This is a genomic window from Microbacterium sp. F2E, assembly GCF_020905435.1.
GTDB classification, from domain to species: domain Bacteria; phylum Actinomycetota; class Actinomycetes; order Actinomycetales; family Microbacteriaceae; genus Microbacterium; species Microbacterium lacticum.
In genome coordinates, this window is the sequence record NZ_JAJJIB010000002.1 from 146,731 (window position 1) to 166,073 (window position 19,343).

Consider the following 19,343-nt stretch of genomic DNA (forward strand, 5'->3'; position numbering starts at 1 on the left):
ACCGCTCCCGATCCGCCCCGCGCCGCCGCCGCGGACGACGAAGGCCCCGCCGGGCGGATGCTCGGCGGGGCCTTCGAGGCGTGGGTCTTACGTGTCGTCGCCGTGGTGGAACGTGGCCTTCAGCTTGTCGAGACGCTCTTCGCGCGAGGCCTTGCGCTCTTCGTGACGCTCCTCCTTGAGGGCCTTGTGCGCGGCGCGCGAGGCCTCCTCCGCGGCATCCTGCTGCGCGTCGAGCGCATCGAGCACCTCGTCGAGCGTCCAGCGCACGACCGTTCCGCCGCGCTCGGCGACCGCGTTGTTGAGGATCGAGACGTCCTCCTCGACCGTCTCGGCGATGATCGCGTTCGTTCCCGGGGGAACCGTCTCGGCGAACTGCGACAGTGATCCCTCGGCGGACGCAGAAGAGCCGCTGGGCGCGGTGCGAGGATGGATGCCATGTCCACCTACGTCCTCACGGGGGCCGGCTCGGGGATCGGCCGGCTCGTCGCCGAGCGGCTGCACGCCCGCGGCGACACCCTGATCCTCATCGCCCGCGACGACCGCCGCGCCGCCGACCTCACCGCCGCGTTCCCGGGTGCCGTCGCCGTCGCGAGCGACCTGGCTGACCCCACCGCCCTCGCGGACGCCGTCGCCGCCGCGCTGCCGGAGGCGATCGACGGCATCGTGCACGCCGCCGGCATCGTCGAGCTCGGCACCGTCGCCGAGCTGCCGGTGGATGCCTGGACGAGCCAGCTCACGGTCAACCTCGTCGCGCCCGCCGAGCTGACGCGGCTCCTCCTACCGCGCGTCCGCGCCGCGCGCGGGCAGATCGTGTTCGTCAACTCGGGCGCGGGGCTCACTGCGCACGCGGGATGGGCCGCGTACGCGGCATCCAAGCACGGCCTCAAGGCGCTCGCCGATGCCCTCCGCAGTGAGGAGGCGGAGCACGGCGTGCGGGTGACGACCGTCTACCCCGGCCGCACCGCCACCCCCATGCAGGAGACCGTGCACGCGCAGGAGGGCGCCGCCTACCACCCCGACCGCTGGATCGACCCGGAGTCGGTGGCGACCGTCATCCTCACCGCGCTCGACCTGCCGCGCGACGCCGTGATCTCCGACCTCGCGGTGCGCCCCGGCCCGCGATGAGCGGTGCGGCGGGCGAGACCGACGCCGCAGGTGAGAACGGCGAGCGTCCGACGATCGACGCCCTGCTCGAGGACGCGCGGCGACGGCTCGCCGGGTCGCGGCGCGAGCGGCGGGGCGACTGGGTGCAGGCGCGCCGACTGCTCGGATTCGGGCGCGCGCCGCGCATCGTGCCCGTCGGAGACGTGTGGCACGTGGGCGTGCTGCTGATCGCGGATGCCGAGGTCTACGCCACGGGCGAGGTGCTGCGCGCCCGCACCGAGGCGCCGCGTGGCTACACCGCCGAGGCCCAGCGCGAGCGGTCGGAGCGCGCTGCCGCGGCGGCCCGCGGCGGGTTCGCCGACGGAGAGGTGGTGCATCTCGGAGCGGAGCCGCTCGACCTCGGGGCACTCCGGCGGGGCGAGGCATCCGGCCCGCTCTCGGTGGTCGCGGGTGTCGTGCATGTGCGCTGGAGCGCGTCGGGCGCCCCGCGCCCGCTCGCGGACTACCTCGACGAGCAGTTCGCGCTGCGGTGAGTGCGCGGAGCGTGCCGGCCGCGCCGAATCGCATAGCAAGCGATGGGCCCCCTCGTCCAGCCCTGCCGCACGATATCCCCGGGGTGAGGCGAGAGCCTAGGCTGATGTCGTCCGCCGGTGAATCCGGCGGACTGATCGATCAGCGTCATCCAGTGTCTTCAACCAGGGGAGTCTCGCATGCAGGTGTGGCCCGGATCCGCGTACCCCCTCGGGGCGACCTTCGACGGCAGCGGCACGAACTTCGCGCTGTTCAGCGAGGGCGCCGAGCGGGTCGAGCTGTGCCTGTTCGGCGACCGCGGGAAGGAGACCCGCGTCGAGCTGCGCGACGTCGACGCGCACGTCTGGCACGCGTACCTGCCGACCGTGCAGCCCGGGCAGCGCTACGGCTACCGCGTGTACGGGCCCAACGATCCCGAGAACGGGCAGCGGTTCAACCCGCACAAGCTGCTGCTCGACCCGTACGCCAAGGCCGTCGATGGCCAGGTCGAGTGGGGCCAGTCGGTGTTCGGCTACAACTTCGGCGATCCCGACTCGCGCAACGACGACGACTCCGCGAAGGCGATGATGAAGGGCGTCGTGATCAACCCGTTCTTCGACTGGGCGGGCGACCGGCAGCCGAAGACGCCCTACGCCGAGAGCGTCATCTACGAGGCGCACGTGAAGGGCCTCACCGAGCGGCATCCGGACATTCCGGAGGAGATCCGCGGGACGTACAGCGCGATCGCGCATCCGGTCATCATCGAGCACCTCAAGCGGATCGGCGTGACGGCGATCGAGCTCATGCCGGTGCACCAGTTCGTCAACGACTCGACGCTGCAGGAGAAAGGGCTGTCGAACTACTGGGGCTACAACACGATCGCCTTCCTCGCACCGCAGAACACCTACTCCTCGGCCGGCCAGCTGGGCCAGCAGGTGCAGGAGTTCAAGGGGATGGTGCGGGCTCTGCACGCGGCAGGCATCGAGGTCATCCTCGACGTCGTGTACAACCACACCGCCGAAGGCAACCACCTGGGCCCCACCCTGTCGATGCGCGGCATCGACAACGAGGCCTACTACCGGCTCGAAGGCGACGACAAGCGTTACTACACCGACTACACCGGCACCGGGAACAGCCTCAACGTCGGCAACCCGCACACGCTGCAGCTCATCATGGACTCGCTGCGCTATTGGGTGCTCGAGATGCACGTCGACGGATTCCGGTTCGACCTCGCGGCGACCCTCGCGCGCGAGTTCTACGAGGTCGACCGCCTCGCGGCGTTCTTCGAGATCGTCCAGCAGGATCCGGTGATCAGTCAGGTCAAGCTCATCGCCGAGCCGTGGGACCTCGGCCCCGGCGGCTACCAGGTCGGCAACTTCCCGCCGCAGTGGACGGAGTGGAACGGCAAGTACCGCGACACCGTGCGCGACTTCTGGCGCGGCGAGCCTTCGACGCTCGGCGAGTTCGCGTCGCGACTGACGGGATCGGCCGATCTCTACGAGCACGACGGCCGCCGCCCCGTGGCATCCATCAACTTCGTGACGGCGCACGACGGCTTCACGCTGCGCGATCTGGTGTCGTACAACGAGAAGCACAACGAGGCCAACGGCGAGCAGAACAACGACGGCGAATCGCACAACCGCTCGTGGAATTGCGGCGTCGAAGGCCCGACCGACGACCCCGCCGTCTTGACGTTGCGCGCCCGGCAGCAACGCAACTTCCTCGCGACGCTGCTGCTCAGCCAGGGCGTCCCGATGATCAGCCACGGCGACGAACTCGGCCGCACGCAGGGCGGCAACAACAACGGCTACGCGCAGGACAACGAGATCACGTGGGTCGACTGGGAGCACATCGACCAGCCGCTCATCGAGTTCACCGCCGCCCTGGCCCGCCTGCGCCGCGAGCACCCGACGTTCCGGCGCAGCCGCTTCTTCAACGGGCGGCCGGTGCACCGCGAGGCGGGGGCGCCCGTCCCCGACATCGCGTGGCTGCGGCCCGACGGCACCGAGATGCAGCCGGATGACTGGGAGTCGGGCTTCGGGCGCGCGATCGGGGTGTTCTTGAACGGCGACGGCATCCGCGAGCGGGATCGGCGGGGCCAGGAGATCCACGATCAGCACTTCTTCGTGCTGTTCAACGCCGGCGACGACGACGTGCAGTTCACGATCCCGAAGGCGGAGTTCAACCCCGAATGGGAAGTGCTCGTCGACACGGCGGGTCAGCGCACGGACAAGGCGCCACTGCGCGGCGGCGACGTGGTTGACGTCGCAGCGCGATCGCTCATGGTGCTGTGTGAGCACGAACCGGACGTGCCTGAGGTCGACCACTCGGTCGCCGCCTCGCTCACGGCGCTGACAACGCCCATCGACATCGTTCCCGCTCCCGCCCCGCAAGCCGAACTGGCCCACTGATCCCCGTGAGCCCTCGACGGGAGAGTGCGCCCGCATCGACCTATCGCCTGCAGGTGCGCGCGGAGTTCGACCTGGATGCCGCGGCGGACGTCATGCCGTACCTGCGCGACCTCGGCGTCGACTGGGCGTACCTGTCGCCGATCCTGCAGGCGACCGAGGGGTCGGACCACGGCTACGACGTCGTCGATCCCACCCGCGTGGATGCCTCGCGCGGCGGCCCCGAGGCTCTCGCCCGGTTCTCCGCCGCCGCCCGCGCCGCCGGGCTCGGCACGCTCATCGACCTCGTGCCCAACCACCAGGGCGTCGCCGCACCGGAGCAGAACCCGTGGTGGTGGGACGTGCTCACCTTCGGCCGCGCCTCGCGCCATGCCGAGTCATTCGACATCGACTGGGACCACGGCGACGGTCGCGTCGTGCTCCCGGTGCTCGGCGCCGAGCTCGACGAGGTGATCGCCGCGGGCGAGCTTGTCGTCGCGCCGCCGGGGGGCGGGGGCGGGGTGTCGGATGCTGAGGAGATGGCGGATTCTGAGGACGCGACCGCGCCCAGGCATCCTCAGCAACCTCCTCCTCCTCAGGAACCGGCGGCAGACGAGGAGACCTCGCCGGCGGAAGCCCCGTACGGCACGGCACGGTACGACGACCTGGTGCTGCCGCTCGCGCGGGGCACGGCGCCGCTGCGGGAGACGTCGGATGCCTCTGCCGTGCGCGACGTGCTCGCCCGTCAGCACTGGCAGCTCGCGTTCTGGCGCCGCGCCGAGGACGTGCTCAACTACCGGCGGTTCTTTACCGTGACCTCGCTCGCCGGGGTGCGCGTCGAAAGACCCGAGGTGTTCGACGCCAGCCACACCGAGGTGCTGCGCTGGGTGCGCGAGGGCCTCGTCGACGGGTTGCGCATCGACCACCCCGACGGGCTCGCCGATCCCGGCGGCTACCTCGACCGCCTCGCCGCCGAGACGAGCCGCGCCGCGGCGGCCACCGCCGAGACGGCCCGCGCCGAGACGAGCCGCGCCGCCGCGGCGATGCCGATCTACGTCGAGAAGATCCTCGAGCCGGGCGAGCAGCTGCCGGGCTGGTGGCAGACCGACGGCACCACCGGATACGACGCCCTCGGCGAGATCGACCGCGTGCTCGTCGACCCCGACGGCGAAGCGCCCCTCACCGACCTCGACACCGCGCTGCGCGGGTACGCCGAGCCCTGGGCGGAGCTCATCGCGACGACCAAGCGCGAGATCGCCGACACGTCGCAGGCCGCCGAGGTCGGCCGGCTCATCCGCAACCTGCCCGCGCCCGTCCGAGCGGGCCTCGGCGACGACCTCGCCCGAGACGCGCTCGCCGAGCTGCTCGCCGCGTTCCCGGTGTACCGCGCGTACCTCCCCGCCGGCACCGATCATGTCGCGCACGCCGCGGCCGAGGCATCCACGCGCCGCCCCGACCTGGCCGCCGCGATCGACGCGCTCGCGCCCCTCGCGGCCGAGGCGGGCACCGAGTTCTCGCGCCGGTTCATGCAGACGACCGGCCCCGTGATGGCCAAGGGCGTGGAGGATCGCGCGTTCTACCGGTACAGCCGGCTCACCTCGCTCACCGAGGTCGGCGGCGATCCCGCGCACTTCTCCGCGTCGGTCGACGAGCTGCACGAGGCGTTCGCGCGCCGCCAGGCGGCGTGGCCGCACGCCCTCACCGCGCTGACGACGCACGACACGAAGCGCTCGGAAGACACCCGCGCGCGCCTCGCGGTGCTCGCCGAGGTGCCGGAGCGCTGGACGGCGGTGCTCGGCGATCTGCGCGAGGTCGCCTCGACCGGCGACGGCCCGCTCGACGCGCTGCTCTGGCAGGCGGTCGTCGGCGCGTGGTCGGACGCCCCCGATCTGGCCGATCGCCTGCACGCCTACGCCGAGAAGGCGGCGCGCGAGGGCGGCGTCGGGACGACGTGGGAAGACCCGGATGCCTCGTTCGAGGGTCGCGTGCACGCGCTCGTCGACACGGCCTTCCGACATGCGCGCCCGATCGTCGAGGGGTTCGTGGGCGAGATCGCCGACGCCGGCCGCTCGAACGGGCTCTCCGCGAAGCTGCTGCAGCTGACCGGTCCGGGCGTCCCCGACGTCTACCAGGGCACCGAGTTGTGGGACCACTCGCTCGTCGACCCCGACAACCGCCGGCTCGTCGACTTCGACGCACGCCGGGCGCTCCTCGGTCGCCTCGACGAGGGGTGGATGCCGGCGGTCGACGCCACCGGCGCCGCGAAGCTGCTCGTCGTGACCCGCGCGCTGCGGCTGCGGCGCGACCGACCGGAGCTCTTCGCGCGGTACACGCCGCTGCCCGTCGTCGGCGAGGCATCCGCGCACGCCCTCGCGTTCGACCGGGGCGGCGTGATCGCCGTCGCGACCCGGCTGCCGGTGGGGCTCGCCCGCCGCGGCGGCTGGGGCGACACCGCCGTGCTCGTGCCGACGGGCCTGTGGCGCGACGAGCTCACCGGCGCCGAGGTCGCCGGCGGCGCCGTGCCGCTCGCGACGCTGCACGACCGCTACCCGGTCGCGCTCCTCACGCGTGTGTGACGTTCCGTGACGGTTGCTTACGAACCGTGACCGACGAGTGGTGTCGTCGTGGGTGCCGTGATGGGCTGAGGCATCCCGCACACCGCAGCGCGCCCGTGAGGGCTGCGCAGTCCAGGAGACGGCCCATGTCCCGCTTCACTCGCACGGCCCTCGCCGGGGCATCCGCCCTCGCGGTCGCCGCCCTCATCACCGCATGCTCCTCCGGCGGCACCGCACCCGCCGCGTCGGACGCCGCCGCCGAGCCGCAGCAGGGCGGCACGCTCAGCTACCTCGAGCCGCAGGCCTGGTCGACGCTGTACCCGCCGTCGGCCGGCTTCTACCCCAACGGCGGCCTCGTCAACAACATCACCGACCGCCTGCTCTACCAGAACCCCGAGACGCTCGAACTCGAGCCGTGGATCGCGACCGACTACACGGTCAACGACGACGCCACCCAGTACTCGTTCGACCTCCGCACCGACGTCACCTACTCCGACGGCACGAAGCTGACGGCCGCCAACGTCGTGAAGAACATCGACCTGTACGGCAAGGGCGACAAGGACCGCGCGCTCCCCGTCTCCGAGGCGATCAACAACTACGACCACGGCGAGGTCGTCGACGACGACACCGTCGTCTTCCATTTCACCACCCCGTCGCCGGGCTTCGCGCAGGCGGTGTCGACGATCAACTCCGGACTGCTGTCGGATGCCACGCTCGACCGCGCGAGCGAAGGCTTCGGTCCCGGCAACGCGAAGGACATCATCGGCAGCGGCCCGTTCGTCGTCTCCGCCGAGGAGATCGGCACCAAGACCTCCGTCACGGCGCGGAAGGACTACGACTGGGCGCCGCCCTCGCTCGCCCACCAGGGCGCCGCCTACCTCGACGGCATCGACTACGTCGTCGCGGCTGAGGACAGCGTGCGCGTCGGCACGGTCGTCGCCGGGCAGGCCGATATCGCCCGTGGCATCGAGGCGCCCGACGAGGCGCAGTTCTCGGCATCCGGTCTGTCGCTGCACGCCGCCGCGACCAACGGCGTCAACAACGGTCTGAGCTTCCGCTTCCGCGAGCCGCGGCTCGAAGATGTCCGGGTGCGCCAGGCGCTCATCGCCGGCATCGACCGCCAGCAGATCGTCGACACCCTGTTCACGAAGAACTACCCCCTCGCCACCGGCGCGCTCGCGACCACCGCGCTCGGCTACGTCGACACCTCCGAGTACTACGCCTACGACCCCGACAAGGCCGAGAAGCTGCTCGACGAGGCCGGCTGGAAGCGCGGCAGCGACGGGGTGCGCGAGAAGGACGGCGAGAAGCTCTCGCTCACGTTCAACGAGGCGCTGCCGCAGCCGCGGTCGAAGGAGGTCGTGACCCTCATCCAGGAGCAGCTCGGCAAGCTCGGGGTGGAGGTGTCGCTCTTCGCCGGCGACATGGCCGCGCAGACCAAGGCATCCACCGATCAGTCGACGATCCAGGTGTACCACTCGATGGTGGGGCGCGCCGACTTCGATGTGCTGAAGTCGCAGTACTTCTCGAAGAACCGCAACACGCTGCTGAACCTCAACCCTGCCGACCAGAGCGTGGGCGACCCCGAGCTCGACGCGCTGCTGCTCGCGATCGCGTCGGAGGCGACCACGCCCGAGCGCCAGGCGGCCTCGGAGGCGGCGCAGCGCTCCCTCGCCGACAAGGCGTACATCCTGCCGATCTTCGAGGAGCCGCAGGTGTTCGGCCTCACCGCGAAGGTGCACGGCTTCGCCACCGAGTCGGTCGGGCGCCCCTCGTTCTACGCGACCTGGCTGGCGGGCTGACCTGTCATGACGTATGTCCTCCGTCGTGTGGGCCAGGCGATCCTCGTGCTCGTCCTGGCCTACACGGCGGCCTATCTGCTCCTGGCCGCGCTCCCCGGCGACGCGATCATCGCGCGCTACGCCAGCCCCGAGCTCGGGCTCACCCCCGACCAGATCCAGGCGATCCGCGAATCGCTGGGCGCCGACCAGCCGCTGATCGTGCAGTACGCCCGCTCGATCGCGGGCTTCGTCACGGGTGACTTCGGCTCCTCGGTCGCGAGCGGCGCGGCCGTCTCCGACCTCATCGCCACGGCGCTGCCGCAGACGCTCGTCCTCGCCGTGCTGGGGCTCGTGCTCGCGATCATCCTCGCCGTCACGATCGCCTTCACCGCGACCTACGGCGCGACCCAGCCGCTGCGGCGCGCGTTCCGGGGCATCCCGCCGCTGTTCGTCTCGCTGCCGGTCTTCTGGATCGGCATCATCCTCATCCAGATCTTCTCCTTCCGCCTCGGCTGGGTGCCGGTGATCGGCGCCGATCCGGCGCAGGCGCTGATCCTGCCGGTGATCACGCTGGCGATCCCGATCGCGGCGCCGCTCGCGCAGGTGCTGATGCGCTCGATCGACGAGGTGCGCGAGCAGCCGTTCGTCACCGTCGTGCGCGCCCGCGGCGCGTCGACCTCGTGGCTGCTGTGGCGGAACGTCGCGCGGAACGCGCTGCTGCCCACCCTCACGATGGCGGGTCTGCTGTTCGGCGAGCTCGTCGGCGGCGCCGTGGTGACCGAGACCGTGTTCGCGCGCGCCGGCATCGGCCAGCTCACCGCGCAGGCCGTCGCGAACCGCGACACCCCGGTGCTCCTGGCCGTCGTCGTGATCTCGACCGTCGCCTTCGTCCTGATCAACCTGATCGTCGACCTCCTCTACCCCGTGCTCGATGCGCGGCTGCGCGGCCCCGGCCGGGCGACGCGCCACGCACCCACCACCGTCGCCAGCGAGCTCACCTCGGCGTCGGAGCTCGACGGCGACGTTCCCGCCGCCCAGCCGGACCTCGCCGCGGTCGTCACCGCCGGCATCTCGGACGGAGACCGCCGATGACCCTCGTCGCCCCGGGCGCTGCCACCCGCGTCGCCCCGTCGCCGGGCCCCTCCTCTTCGGGTTCCGGCGCGCGCACCCTCTCCCGCGTCGGGCTCGCGCTGCCGGTGCTCGTCATCCTGCTCGCCCTCGCGTGGGCGCTCTTCCCGGCCCTGTTCACCGGGCAGAGCCCGACCGACACGGTCGCCCCGTCGCTGCAGGCGCCGAGCGCAGAGCACTGGTTCGGCACGGATGCCACGGGGCGCGACCTGTACGCCCGCGTCGTCTACGGGGCGTCGCAGTCGATCGTCGGCGCGCTGGTGGCGGTGCTCGTCGGCCTCGTCGTCGGCACGGCGATGGGCCTCGCCGCGGGCGCGATCGGGGGCGCGGTCGACGAGGTGCTGATGCGCGTCGTCGACGTGCTGCTGGCGATCCCCGCGCTGCTGCTGTCGCTCAGCGTCGTGATCCTGCTCGGATTCGGCACGACGAGCGCGGCGATCGCGGTCGGAGTCACCTCGATCGCGGTGTTCGCCCGCCTGGCCCGCTCGCGGGTGGTGAGCGTGCGCGTCACCGACTTCGTCGAGGCGGCGTACGGCTCGGGCGGCACGTTCTTCGGCGTGCTGTGGCGACACATCCTGCCGAACTCCCTGACGCCCGTGATCGCGCTCGCCGCGCTCCAGTTCGGCTCGGCGATCCTGCAGATCTCGACCCTCGGGTTCCTCGGCTACGGCGCCCCCCCGCCGACTCCGGAGTGGGGCCTGCTCATCGCCGAGGGCCGCAACTACGTCGCGACGGCGTGGTGGCTGACGGTGCTGCCGGGCATCGTCGTCGTGCTGGTCGTGCTCGCCACCAACCGGCTCAGCCAGGCGCTGCGCGGAGGGGATGCCTCATGAGCACCGACACGACGACGGGCGCGGCCACGCCCGGTGCCACGACCACCGCGCCGCTCTTGTCGATCCGCGATCTCGCGGTGCAGTACCGCACCCGCACCGGGGTCGTCGAGGCCGTCCGCGGCGTCTCGTTCGATGTCGAGGCGGGCGCCGTCACCGCTCTCGTCGGCGAGTCGGGATCGGGGAAGACCACCGTCGCCCAGTCGGTGATCGGCCTGCTCGCCGCGAACGGGCACGTCTCGGCGGGCAGCATCGCGCTGAACGAGCGCACCGACGGCCTCACCGAGCTCGTCGGACTGTCCGAGCGGCGCTGGCGGCGCCTGCGCGGCCGGTGCATCGCCCTCATCCCGCAAGACCCCGGCAACTCGCTGAACCCGGTCGCGACGATCGGGTGGAGCGTCGGCGAGTCGCTGCGCATCCACGGCTGGACAGACCGCGCCGCGATCCACGCGCGCGTGATCGATCTGCTCGGCCGGGTCGGCATCGACGACCCCGAAGCGCGGTCGCGGCAATACCCGCACGAGCTGTCGGGCGGCATGCGGCAGCGCGTGCTCATCGCCGCGGCCATCGCGCTCGAGCCCGAGCTGATCATCGCCGACGAGCCCACGAGCGCCCTCGATGTCACCGTCGCCCGCACGGTACTCGACCTGCTCGACGATCTGCGTGCCGAGTCGGGCACGGGCATCCTGTTCATCACGCACGATCTCGCCGTCGCGGCCGACCGCTCCGACCGCATCGTCGTCATGCGCGGCGGCCAGGTGCAGGAGCAGGGCGAGACTGCCCGCGTGCTCGCCACTCCGACCTCGGAGTACACCCGCACCCTGCTCGCCGACGCCCCCTCGCTCGCCCGCGTCGTCGAGCGCCGCGCGCCGGATGCCTCGGCCGCCGCCGCGGCGGAGCGCCCCCTCGTCGAGGTGACCGCGCTCACGCAGGAGTTCCGCCGCCCCGGCCGGCCGCCGCTGCGCGCCGTCGACGACGTGAGCTTCACCGTCGCGCGCGGCACGACGCACGCCCTCGTGGGCGAATCGGGATCGGGGAAGACGACCACGGGGCGCTCGATCGCCGGGTTCAACCGCCCGACGAGCGGGACGATCCGCGTGGGCGACACCGACGTGACCGCGCTCACCGGGGCGCGGGAGCGGCGGGCGTTCCACCGCCGCACGCAGCTCGTCTACCAGAACCCGTACGCGTCGCTCGACCCGCGCCAGCGCATCGCCGACATCCTCGCCGAGCCGCTGCGGAACTTCTCCCTCGGCACCCGCGCGGAGCGCGCCGACCGCGTCGCGCACCACCTCGAGCTCGTCTCGCTCGCGCCCGAGCTCGCGTCGAGGCATCCGCGTGAGCTCTCCGGCGGGCAGCGCCAGCGCGTCGCGATCGCGCGGGCGCTGATCGTCGAACCCGAGCTCGTCGTGCTCGACGAGGCGGTGTCGGCGCTCGATGTCACCGTGCAGGCGCAGATCCTGCGCCTCCTCGCGCGACTGCAGGAGGAGCTCGGTCTCACCTACGTGTTCATCTCGCACGACCTCGCGGTCGTGCGGCAGATCTCCGACACGGTGTCGGTGCTGCAGCGCGGCCGCCAGGTCGAGCACGGCACGGCCGAGGACGTCTTCACGCATCCGCAGCACCCGTACACGCGGCAGCTGCTCGCCGCGATCCCGGGACGGTCGCTCCGCGCCGGTGCCGAACACGCCGCCGAACCCACCCCCGACCCCACACCCGACGAGCTCCCATCAGAAGAGGTGCACGCATGACCGGACCCCGTCTCGGGTTCTTCACCCGCCTGCTCGAAGAGGCCTCCGCCGCCGACCGCTACCGGTTCGCGCTCGAACAGATCGAGCAGGCCGAGCGCAGCGGCTTCGCCTCCGCGTGGGTCGCGCAGCACCACTTCGGCGAGCACGAGGGCGGTCTGCCCTCGCCGTTCGTGCTGCTCGCCGCCGCCGCCGAGCGCACCTCGCGGATCGGGCTCGGCACGGCCGTCGTGACCCTCCCGATCGACGACCCGCTGCGGGTCGCCGAAGACGCCGTCGTGCTCGACCAGCTGAGCGACGGGCGCGTGCAGCTGGGGCTCGCCACCGGCGGCACCCCATCGTCGTTCGCGGCGTTCGGGCGCGACTCCGACCGCCGACGCGAGATCTTCGCCGACCATGTCGAGGTGCTCCTCGACGCGCTCGAAGGACGGGGCATCCGCGGCACGTCCTCCCGCATCTACCCCGCCGCCGGCGATCTCGGCGAACGCGTCTGGCAGGCCACGTTCTCGGTCGACGGCGGTCGTCGCGCGGGCGAGCGCGGCGACGGACTGCTCCTCTCGCGCACGCAGCCGCGACCGGCGGATGCCCCGGACGCGCCCCTGCACGACCTGCAGCTGCCGATCATCGCGGCCTACCGCGACGCGCTGCCGGACGGCGCCCCCGTGCGAGTGCTCGCCTCGCGCACCGCGCTCGTCGTCGACCCCGAGAACCGCACCCGCGCGCTGGAGCTGGCCGACGCGGGCCTGCGCCAGCTCGCCCGCACGATGTTCGGGCTCGACACCGACGGCCTCTCGATCGACGAGCTCGCCCGCATCACCGACACGCACGTCGGCACCGTCGACGAGGTGGTCGCCTCGCTCGGCGCCGACCAGACCCTCGCCGCCGCGACCGACGTCTCCTTCCAGGTGCACTCGGTCGCCGCGACGCACGAGCTCACCCTGCGCTCGCTGCAGCTGCTCGCCGACGAGGTCGCGCCGCGCCTCGGCCTGTCGACCGGCCCCGAGGCCGCCGACGCACTCCGCCACGCCCACCGCCCGCTCGTGACCGCGCGCCCGGGCGACACCCCGAGGGAGATCTCATGACGACCGCGTCCGCCGACATCATCGACCTGCTCGCCGGCATCGCCCCCGGCGACGCGCTCGCCGCCGTGCGCGACCAGCGCGCCCAGGCCCGCGAGAACGCGCAGCGCAGCTTCGAGGCGCTGCTCGAACCCGCCGAGCCCGGCACGTTCCCGCTCGCCGAGCGCTACGCCGTCGCCGCTTTCGTCGCCCGGCTGCACGGCTTCGACGCGGCCGCCGACTTCTACGACGACCTGCTCGCCGACGAGGCGGCCGAGCTGGCGACCCGGGTCGCCGCGGCGGCCGCGTCGGGTCGTGCGGACGGACCCTACGGCGCGTACCGCGAGCCGAACCTCGCCGGCGAATCGGTCGAGGGACCGCGCTGGGAGCCCGAGCCCGAGCTCACCGCCGCCCTCGGTGGCCGACTCGCCGCGGCCTTGACGCACGCGCACCTGCTCGTCTTCCGCCCTCGCGAGGCGCGGGCTGCGGCGCTCCAGGCGCTCGTGGATGCCGGGTGGTCGGCCGACGACATCGTCTCGCTCTCCCAGCTGATCGCGTTCCTCACCTTCCAGCTGCGGGTGGCGTGGGGGCTCCGCGTGCTGGCCGCGGCGCCGGCATCCGCCGCCACCGTCCCGACGGCATCCGCCGCCACCGTCCCGACGGCATCCGCCGCCACCGTTCTGGAAGGAGCCGACCGATGACCGCGATCATCACCGAGTACGACGAACTCGCCCGCCCCGAGGCGTTCACCCAGCAGGGTCTCGGCTGGGTGCCCTGGCTCGCGCCCGTCGACGAGGACGCCCTCACCGACCTGCAGCGCGACGCGCTGATCGAGCCGGCGCGCGCGGCGATGCCGTACTTCCGGCTGCTCGCCCGCGACCCCGAGGCACTGCGAGCCCGCACCCTCACCGACCTCGACATCTTCTACAACGTCTCGGGCGGCCTCGGACGGGCCGAGCGCGAGCTCGCCGCAGCGGCCACCTCCCGACGCAACGGCTGCGTCTTCTGCGCCTCGGTGCACGCCGCCGCCGCGACCCGCGAGTCGGGCCGGGAGGCCGACGTGCAGCGCCTGCTCGACGAGGGCACCGGCGCCGATCTCGGCGACGATACCTGGAACGCCGTCGTCGAGGCATCCGTCGCCCTCGCCGACACGCCCCTCGACTTCGGCCCCGACCACATCGCGCGCCTCCGCGCCGCGGGGCTCGGCGACGCCGAGATCGTCGACGTCATCGGCGGTGCGGCGTTCTTCAACTGGGCGAACCGGCTCATGCTCTCGCTCGGCGAGCCCGAAGTGCCCGCCCGGCGCCACTGAGCGCGCCACGGCATCCTCTCCCCTTCCCGATCCCTTCTTCCCGACCCTTCAGCAGACAGGCATCCCGTGAGCATCCCCACCCTCCTCGACCACGTCGTGATCGCCGGCCCCGACCTGGGCGCCCTGATCGACTGGTTCGCCGAGCGCACCGGCGTCGTCGCGGCGCCCGGTGGCGCGCACCCGACCGGCACCGCCAACGCTCTCGTCGCCCTCACGATCGACGGCGAACGGGGGCCGCAGTACATCGAGCTCATCGGCCCGAACCCCGACCGCCCCGAACCGGAGCTGCCCGAGACCTTCGGCATCGCGACCCTCGAGAGCCCGAGCGTGCAGGCGTACGCCGTGCATCCCGCCGACATCGAGGCCACCGTCGCCGCGGCGCGCGCGGGCGGATACGACCCCGGCGACGTCAGCGATCTGTCGCGACGCACCCCCGACGGCACGCTGCTCGAATGGCGTCTGACGCGCGGCGAGTCGCGGCGGCTCGACGTGCCCTTCCTCATCGACTGGGGCGGGACGCCGCAGCCGGGGCTGAGCGACATCCCGTCGATCGAGCTCGTCTCCCTCGTGCGCACCGAGGCCGACCCGGCGCCGCTTCGGGCCGTGCTCGACGCGTTCGACCTCGGCGACGGCGTCGCCGCCGTCGAGCAGGCGGATGCCTCGGGCTATCGCCTCACGCTCCGCCGCGCCGACGGCGAGCTCGTCGAGCTGTGACCGGAGCGGCGAGCGTCGACGCCGAGGTCGCGGCGACGCTGGAGACCCTACGCCCCGAGCTCGCCCGCCTCGCGCGCGAGCTCTACGACGAGCCGGAGATCGGGTTCGCCGAGCACGCGTCGGCCGCGCGCCTCGCGGCGCTGCTCACGAGCCACGGCGCCGAGGTCGAGGTCGGCGTGTTCGGGCTGCCGACCGCGCTCCGCGCGACGTTCCCCGCCGCCGACGGCGGGGCGCCGGCCGCGGAGACATCCGACGTCGAGGCATCCGACGTCGAGGCATCCGACCCGGAGGCATCCGCCCCGCACTTCGCGATCATCGCGGAGTGCGACGCGCTGCCCGGCATCGGCCACGCGTGCGGGCACAACATCATCGCCGGAGTGGCGGTGGGCGCCTTCCTCGCCGCCCCGCCGCCCCCGGCCGTGGTGCCGCAGGGCGGACCCTCGACCGACATGGGCAACGTCAGTCGCATCGTCCCGTCGATCCATCCCTCGATCGGGCTCGGCGGTCCCGACGACGTGTTCCCGCACAACGCCGACTTCGCCGGTCTGACGGTGCTGCCGCCGGCGCTCGACGCCCTCGTCGATGCGGCTGCCGCGCTCGTCGCGACCGCCGTGGACGACGTCGCCGACCCCGACCTGCGCGCCGCGGCGGCGGCGGAGTTCGAGGCGTCCGGCGGTCCGTTCCGCGGGGAGAGCTGACCGGCACGCACCCGACCCGCGCGCGGCACGGCTCGCCCGGGCAGGATGGACACATGGGTATCGAGGTGTGGGCGCCGCGCGCGGCGCGAGTACGACTGCGGCGGCCGGGGCACGACGACGTCGAGCTGACGGCGGGGGATGCCGGGTGGTGGAGCGTCGACGTGACTCTCGAAGGCGGCGACGAGTACGGCTTCGTGCTGGGGGACGCGGAGGCGGCCCGGCCCGATCCGCGCTCGCGGCGCCAGCCCCGCGGCGTGCACGAGCTCTCGGCGTGGGACGACGGCACGTCGTTCGCCTGGACCGACGGCGAGTGGACCGGGCGCGACCTGGCAGCTGCTCTGATCTACGAGCTGCACCTCGGCACGTTCACCCCCGAGGGCACGCTCGACGCCGCGATCGGCAAGCTGCCGCACCTCGTCGAGCTCGGGGTGACCCACGTGGAGCTCCTCCCCGTCAACGGCTTCAACGGTACGCACAATTGGGGCTACGACGGCGTGCTCTGGTACACCGTGCAGGAGGAGTACGGCGGGCCGGAGGCCTACCGGCGCTTCGTGGATGCCGCGCACGCGGCCGGCATCGCCGTGATCCAGGACGTCGTGTACAACCACCTCGGCCCCTCCGGCAACTACCTGCCCGAGTACGGTCCGTACCTGCGCGACGGGCAGAACACCACGTGGGGCGCGAGCGTCAACCTCGACGAGCGGGCCGTGCGCGACTACATCACGGACAACGCCCTGATGTGGCTGCGCGACTACCACGTCGACGGTCTGCGGCTCGACGCCGTGCACGCCCTGCATGAGTCGGCGGGGAGCCCCACGCACATCCTGCAGGAGATCGCCGAGCGCTCCGATGCGCTCAGCGCCGAGCTCGGGCGACCGCTCAGCCTCATCGCCGAGAGCGACCTCAACGACCCGGTCATGATCCTGCCGCGCAGCGCCGGCGGATACGGCCTCAGCGCGCAGTGGGTCGACGACTGGCATCACGCCGTGCACGTCGCGCTCACCGGCGAGACCGCCGGGTACTACGCCGACTTCGCCGACCCGCAGGCGCTGCCGAAGACGTGGGCGGGCGGTTTCTACCACGACGGCACCTACTCGTCGTTCCGCGGCAAGAACTGGGGGGCGCCGGTGCCGCCCGAGGTGCCCTCGACGCGGTTCGTCGAGTTCGCGCAGGACCACGACCAGATCGGCAACCGCGCCGCCGGCGACCGGCTCAGCCAGAATCTCTCGTTCGCGCGGCTGCAGATCGCCGCGGTGCTGACGATGACGGCGCCGGGCACGCCGATGCTCTTCATGGGCGAGGAGTGGGGCGCCTCGACCCCGTGGCAGTTCTTCACCTCGCACCCCGAGCCCGAGCTCGCCGAAGCCACCCGCAAGGGGCGCACAGCCGAGTTCGCCGCGATGGGCTGGGACGAGTCGCTCGTGCCCGACCCTAACGACCCGGCGACGTTCGAGCGCTCGAAGCTCGACTGGGCCGAGGCGACCAGCGGCGACCACCGCCGGCTGCTGCAGGGCTACCGCATGCTCGCGCGGCTCCGCCGAGAGCGCCCCGAGCTCACCGATCCGGACCGCGCGGGCCACACCGGCGAGCACGTCGCGCCGGGGCGCTGGGTGCTCCACCGCGGCGCGGCGGCGGTGTACGTCAACCTCTCCGAGACCGACTGGGCGGTCGAGGTCGGCGACGACCAGGAGATCTGGCTGGCGACCACGACCGCGCACGACGGGGCACCGGTCGAGGAGGGCCCGGTGACGCTCTCGCCCGACTCCGTCGCCGTCATCGGACCGCGCCTCACCCCGCCGATGTCGCGGGGGCACGCGGAGTACGTCCAGGCCGAGTGACGCGCACGCCCGGGACTGTCAAGGGTCTGCCGCGAGACGGCCCCGGCGCATACCGTTGAGGGCATGAACGCCGCGGCCCGCTCAGGATCAGACCTCGCCCGCCAGATCGTCGTCATCTCGGCGGTGGTGTTCATGATCATCGCCGCGATGGTCGGGGTGGGCCTGTTCGGCGGCACGAATGTGCGCGACCTGCAGGGCGGGGCGCTCGATGCGGATGCCACGGTGCTCGCGCCGGGCCGGTCGGCGTTCTCGATCTGGTCGGTGATCTACATCCTGATGATTGCCTACGCCGTGTGGCAGGCGCTGCCCGGGCAGCGGGCGCGCGATCGCCAACGCCGGGCCGGGTGGTGGATCGCCCTCACCGCCGTGCTGAACGGGGGCTGGCTGCTCGCCGCGCAGTTCCTGACCCTGCCCGCCACGGTCATCGCGATCGTCGTGCTGCTCGTCGCGCTTGCCGCGACGTACCGCCTGCTCGTGATCGTGCCCGCCGCCGGGTGGGGCGATCGACTGCTGATGGATGTCACCGTCGGCATCCATCTCGGCTGGGTGTCGCTCGCGACCGTCGCGAACGTGACCGCGTGGCTCGCCGCCGACATCGTGCCCGCCGTCGACGAGCGAACGCAGGTGCTGTGGGGCGTGATCGTGCTGATCGTCGTGGCGCTGGTCGGTGTCGGCATCGCCGTCGGAACCCGCGGCGCCGGCCTCGTGACGCGGCTCGCGCCCGCCCTCACGATGGCGTGGGGCCTCTTCTGGATCGGCGTCGCCCGCCTCACCGGCGAGCCGCACACGGTCGGCGTCGCCGTGACCACGTTCGTCGTCGCTGCGGTCATCGTCGTGGCGCCCTGCGTGCGCGTTCCCGCACGCACGCCCGCCCTCGTGCGCTGAGGCCGGCCGCCCGCCTCAGAAAGTCTGGGCGAAGGAGCGGAGGATGCGCGGGGGCTCGCTCAGCGAGGCGGCGAGCACGCGCGCGGCGATCGCGTCGTAGTCGCCGCGGTCGAAGTAGCCGTCGTCGCGGTAGACGGCCATGCGCTCGGTGAAGGCGCGCCCCGTCGGCTCGGGGTGGAACTGGGTCGCGTAGAGGGTGTCGCCGACCCGGTACGCCTGCACGGGGCATCCGTCGTTCTCGGCGAGCAGCACCGCTCCGGCGGGGAGGGTTCCGGTGCCCTCTTTGTGCGCCGTCAGGGCGGTGAAGGTCGTCGCGAGCGCGCCGAACAGCCGGTCGCGGCGCCCGTCGGCGGTCAGGGTGATCGCGGCCGGACCGGTGTCTTCGGGGTAGGCGCGGGTGACCTCGCCGCCGAGCGCCCGGGTCGCCACGCCGATGCCGTAGCACGTGAACAGCGCAGCCGTCTCGCCGGATGCCGCGGCCAGCGCGAGCCGGGCGAGGCCCTCTTCGAGCGCGCGCTGCGCATCGGTCTTGCTCGACTCGGGGTCGCTGACGTTGAAGGGGCTACCGCCGACGACCGCGCCGCGCCAGCGCGCCGCGAAGTCGGCCGGCAGCGGGTCGCTGACGAGGTCCCACCGCTCGAGACCGCTCTCGTCGAGGCGCATCGCCGTGCGGAACGACTCGTACTCGGCGGCGGCCGCGCCCTGCTGCGGGCGGGCGCACAGGTACACGAGCGGGGCCATGCCGACGAGTCTAAAGCTGCGACACGCACACGTGCCTATCGTGCGGCGCGGGAA

General features: G+C 72.7%; 17 protein-coding genes. 15 read left to right on the forward strand and 2 right to left on the reverse strand.

The window, feature by feature from the left end; translation table 11 throughout:
• Window positions 1–87: 87 nt before the first annotated feature.
• Window positions 88–501, reverse strand: coding sequence for a hypothetical protein (locus tag LOK55_RS02940; protein ID WP_229934164.1), 414 nt, complete (start codon window positions 499–501; stop codon window positions 88–90).
• Here LOK55_RS02940 and LOK55_RS02945 point away from each other — a divergent pair.
• The 15 genes from LOK55_RS02945 (at window position 436) to LOK55_RS03015 (ending at window position 18,548) form a co-directional block, all read left to right on the forward strand.
• Window positions 436–1,125 (forward strand): SDR family oxidoreductase, encoded by a 690-nt coding sequence (locus tag LOK55_RS02945; RefSeq protein WP_229934165.1) that lies wholly within the window; start codon window positions 436–438, stop codon window positions 1,123–1,125. The two genes, LOK55_RS02940 and LOK55_RS02945, sit on opposite strands and share 66 nt — an antisense overlap.
• A complete protein-coding gene (locus LOK55_RS02950) occupies window positions 1,122–1,637 on the forward strand; it encodes a glutaminase (RefSeq protein ID WP_229934166.1) in 516 nt (171 codons plus the stop codon). Before LOK55_RS02945 ends, LOK55_RS02950 begins: the two co-directional genes overlap by 4 nt.
• Before the next feature lie 177 nt (window positions 1,638–1,814).
• Window positions 1,815–4,025, forward strand: coding sequence for a glycogen debranching protein GlgX (glgX, locus tag LOK55_RS02955; RefSeq protein ID WP_229934167.1), 2,211 nt, complete (start codon window positions 1,815–1,817; stop codon window positions 4,023–4,025).
• 5 nt (window positions 4,026–4,030) lie between these two features.
• Complete coding sequence (gene treY, locus LOK55_RS02960) at window positions 4,031–6,577, forward strand: malto-oligosyltrehalose synthase (RefSeq protein WP_229934168.1); 2,547 nt, start codon at window positions 4,031–4,033, stop codon at window positions 6,575–6,577.
• A gap of 125 nt (window positions 6,578–6,702) precedes the next feature.
• On the forward strand, window positions 6,703–8,358 hold the full coding sequence (locus tag LOK55_RS02965) for a TIGR04028 family ABC transporter substrate-binding protein (protein WP_229934169.1): 1,656 nt from the start codon (window positions 6,703–6,705) through the stop codon (window positions 8,356–8,358).
• 6 nt (window positions 8,359–8,364) lie between these two features.
• The gene (locus LOK55_RS02970; RefSeq protein ID WP_229934170.1) at window positions 8,365–9,429 is read left to right on the forward strand and encodes an ABC transporter permease; all 1,065 of its coding nucleotides are present in this window, start codon (window positions 8,365–8,367) and stop codon (window positions 9,427–9,429) included.
• A complete protein-coding gene (locus LOK55_RS02975; RefSeq protein ID WP_229934171.1) occupies window positions 9,426–10,298 on the forward strand; it encodes an ABC transporter permease in 873 nt (290 codons plus the stop codon). The genes LOK55_RS02970 and LOK55_RS02975 overlap by 4 nt, the downstream gene beginning before the upstream one ends.
• Window positions 10,295–12,046 carry an ABC transporter ATP-binding protein gene (locus tag LOK55_RS02980; RefSeq protein WP_229934172.1) on the forward strand — a complete coding sequence of 584 codons (1,752 nt, stop codon included), beginning with the start codon at window positions 10,295–10,297 and terminating at the stop codon, window positions 12,044–12,046. Before LOK55_RS02975 ends, LOK55_RS02980 begins: the two co-directional genes overlap by 4 nt.
• Window positions 12,043–13,125: a putative FMN-dependent luciferase-like monooxygenase gene (locus LOK55_RS02985; protein ID WP_141380071.1), complete on the forward strand. Its 1,083-nt coding sequence runs from the start codon at window positions 12,043–12,045 to the stop codon at window positions 13,123–13,125. The genes LOK55_RS02980 and LOK55_RS02985 overlap by 4 nt, the downstream gene beginning before the upstream one ends.
• On the forward strand, window positions 13,122–13,802 hold the full coding sequence (locus LOK55_RS02990) for a CMD domain protein (RefSeq protein ID WP_229934173.1): 681 nt from the start codon (window positions 13,122–13,124) through the stop codon (window positions 13,800–13,802). Before LOK55_RS02985 ends, LOK55_RS02990 begins: the two co-directional genes overlap by 4 nt.
• Window positions 13,799–14,413: an alkylhydroperoxidase domain protein gene (locus LOK55_RS02995; protein WP_141380073.1), complete on the forward strand. Its 615-nt coding sequence runs from the start codon at window positions 13,799–13,801 to the stop codon at window positions 14,411–14,413. Before LOK55_RS02990 ends, LOK55_RS02995 begins: the two co-directional genes overlap by 4 nt.
• Before the next feature lie 66 nt (window positions 14,414–14,479).
• Window positions 14,480–15,127 (forward strand): VOC family protein, encoded by a 648-nt coding sequence (locus tag LOK55_RS03000; RefSeq protein ID WP_229934174.1) that lies wholly within the window; start codon window positions 14,480–14,482, stop codon window positions 15,125–15,127.
• On the forward strand, window positions 15,124–15,825 hold the full coding sequence (locus LOK55_RS03005; protein WP_229934175.1) for a hypothetical protein: 702 nt from the start codon (window positions 15,124–15,126) through the stop codon (window positions 15,823–15,825). The genes LOK55_RS03000 and LOK55_RS03005 overlap by 4 nt, the downstream gene beginning before the upstream one ends.
• Window positions 15,826–15,878: 53 nt before the next feature.
• A complete protein-coding gene (gene treZ, locus LOK55_RS03010) occupies window positions 15,879–17,663 on the forward strand; it encodes a malto-oligosyltrehalose trehalohydrolase (RefSeq protein WP_229934176.1) in 1,785 nt (594 codons plus the stop codon).
• A 63-nt stretch (window positions 17,664–17,726) separates the two neighbouring features.
• On the forward strand, window positions 17,727–18,548 hold the full coding sequence (locus LOK55_RS03015) for a tryptophan-rich sensory protein (protein WP_229934177.1): 822 nt from the start codon (window positions 17,727–17,729) through the stop codon (window positions 18,546–18,548).
• A 15-nt stretch (window positions 18,549–18,563) separates the two neighbouring features.
• Here LOK55_RS03015 and LOK55_RS03020 read toward each other — a convergent pair whose 3' ends face one another.
• Complete coding sequence (locus LOK55_RS03020) at window positions 18,564–19,289, reverse strand: GMP synthase (protein WP_229934178.1); 726 nt, start codon at window positions 19,287–19,289, stop codon at window positions 18,564–18,566.
• Window positions 19,290–19,343: the final 54 nt, after the last annotated feature.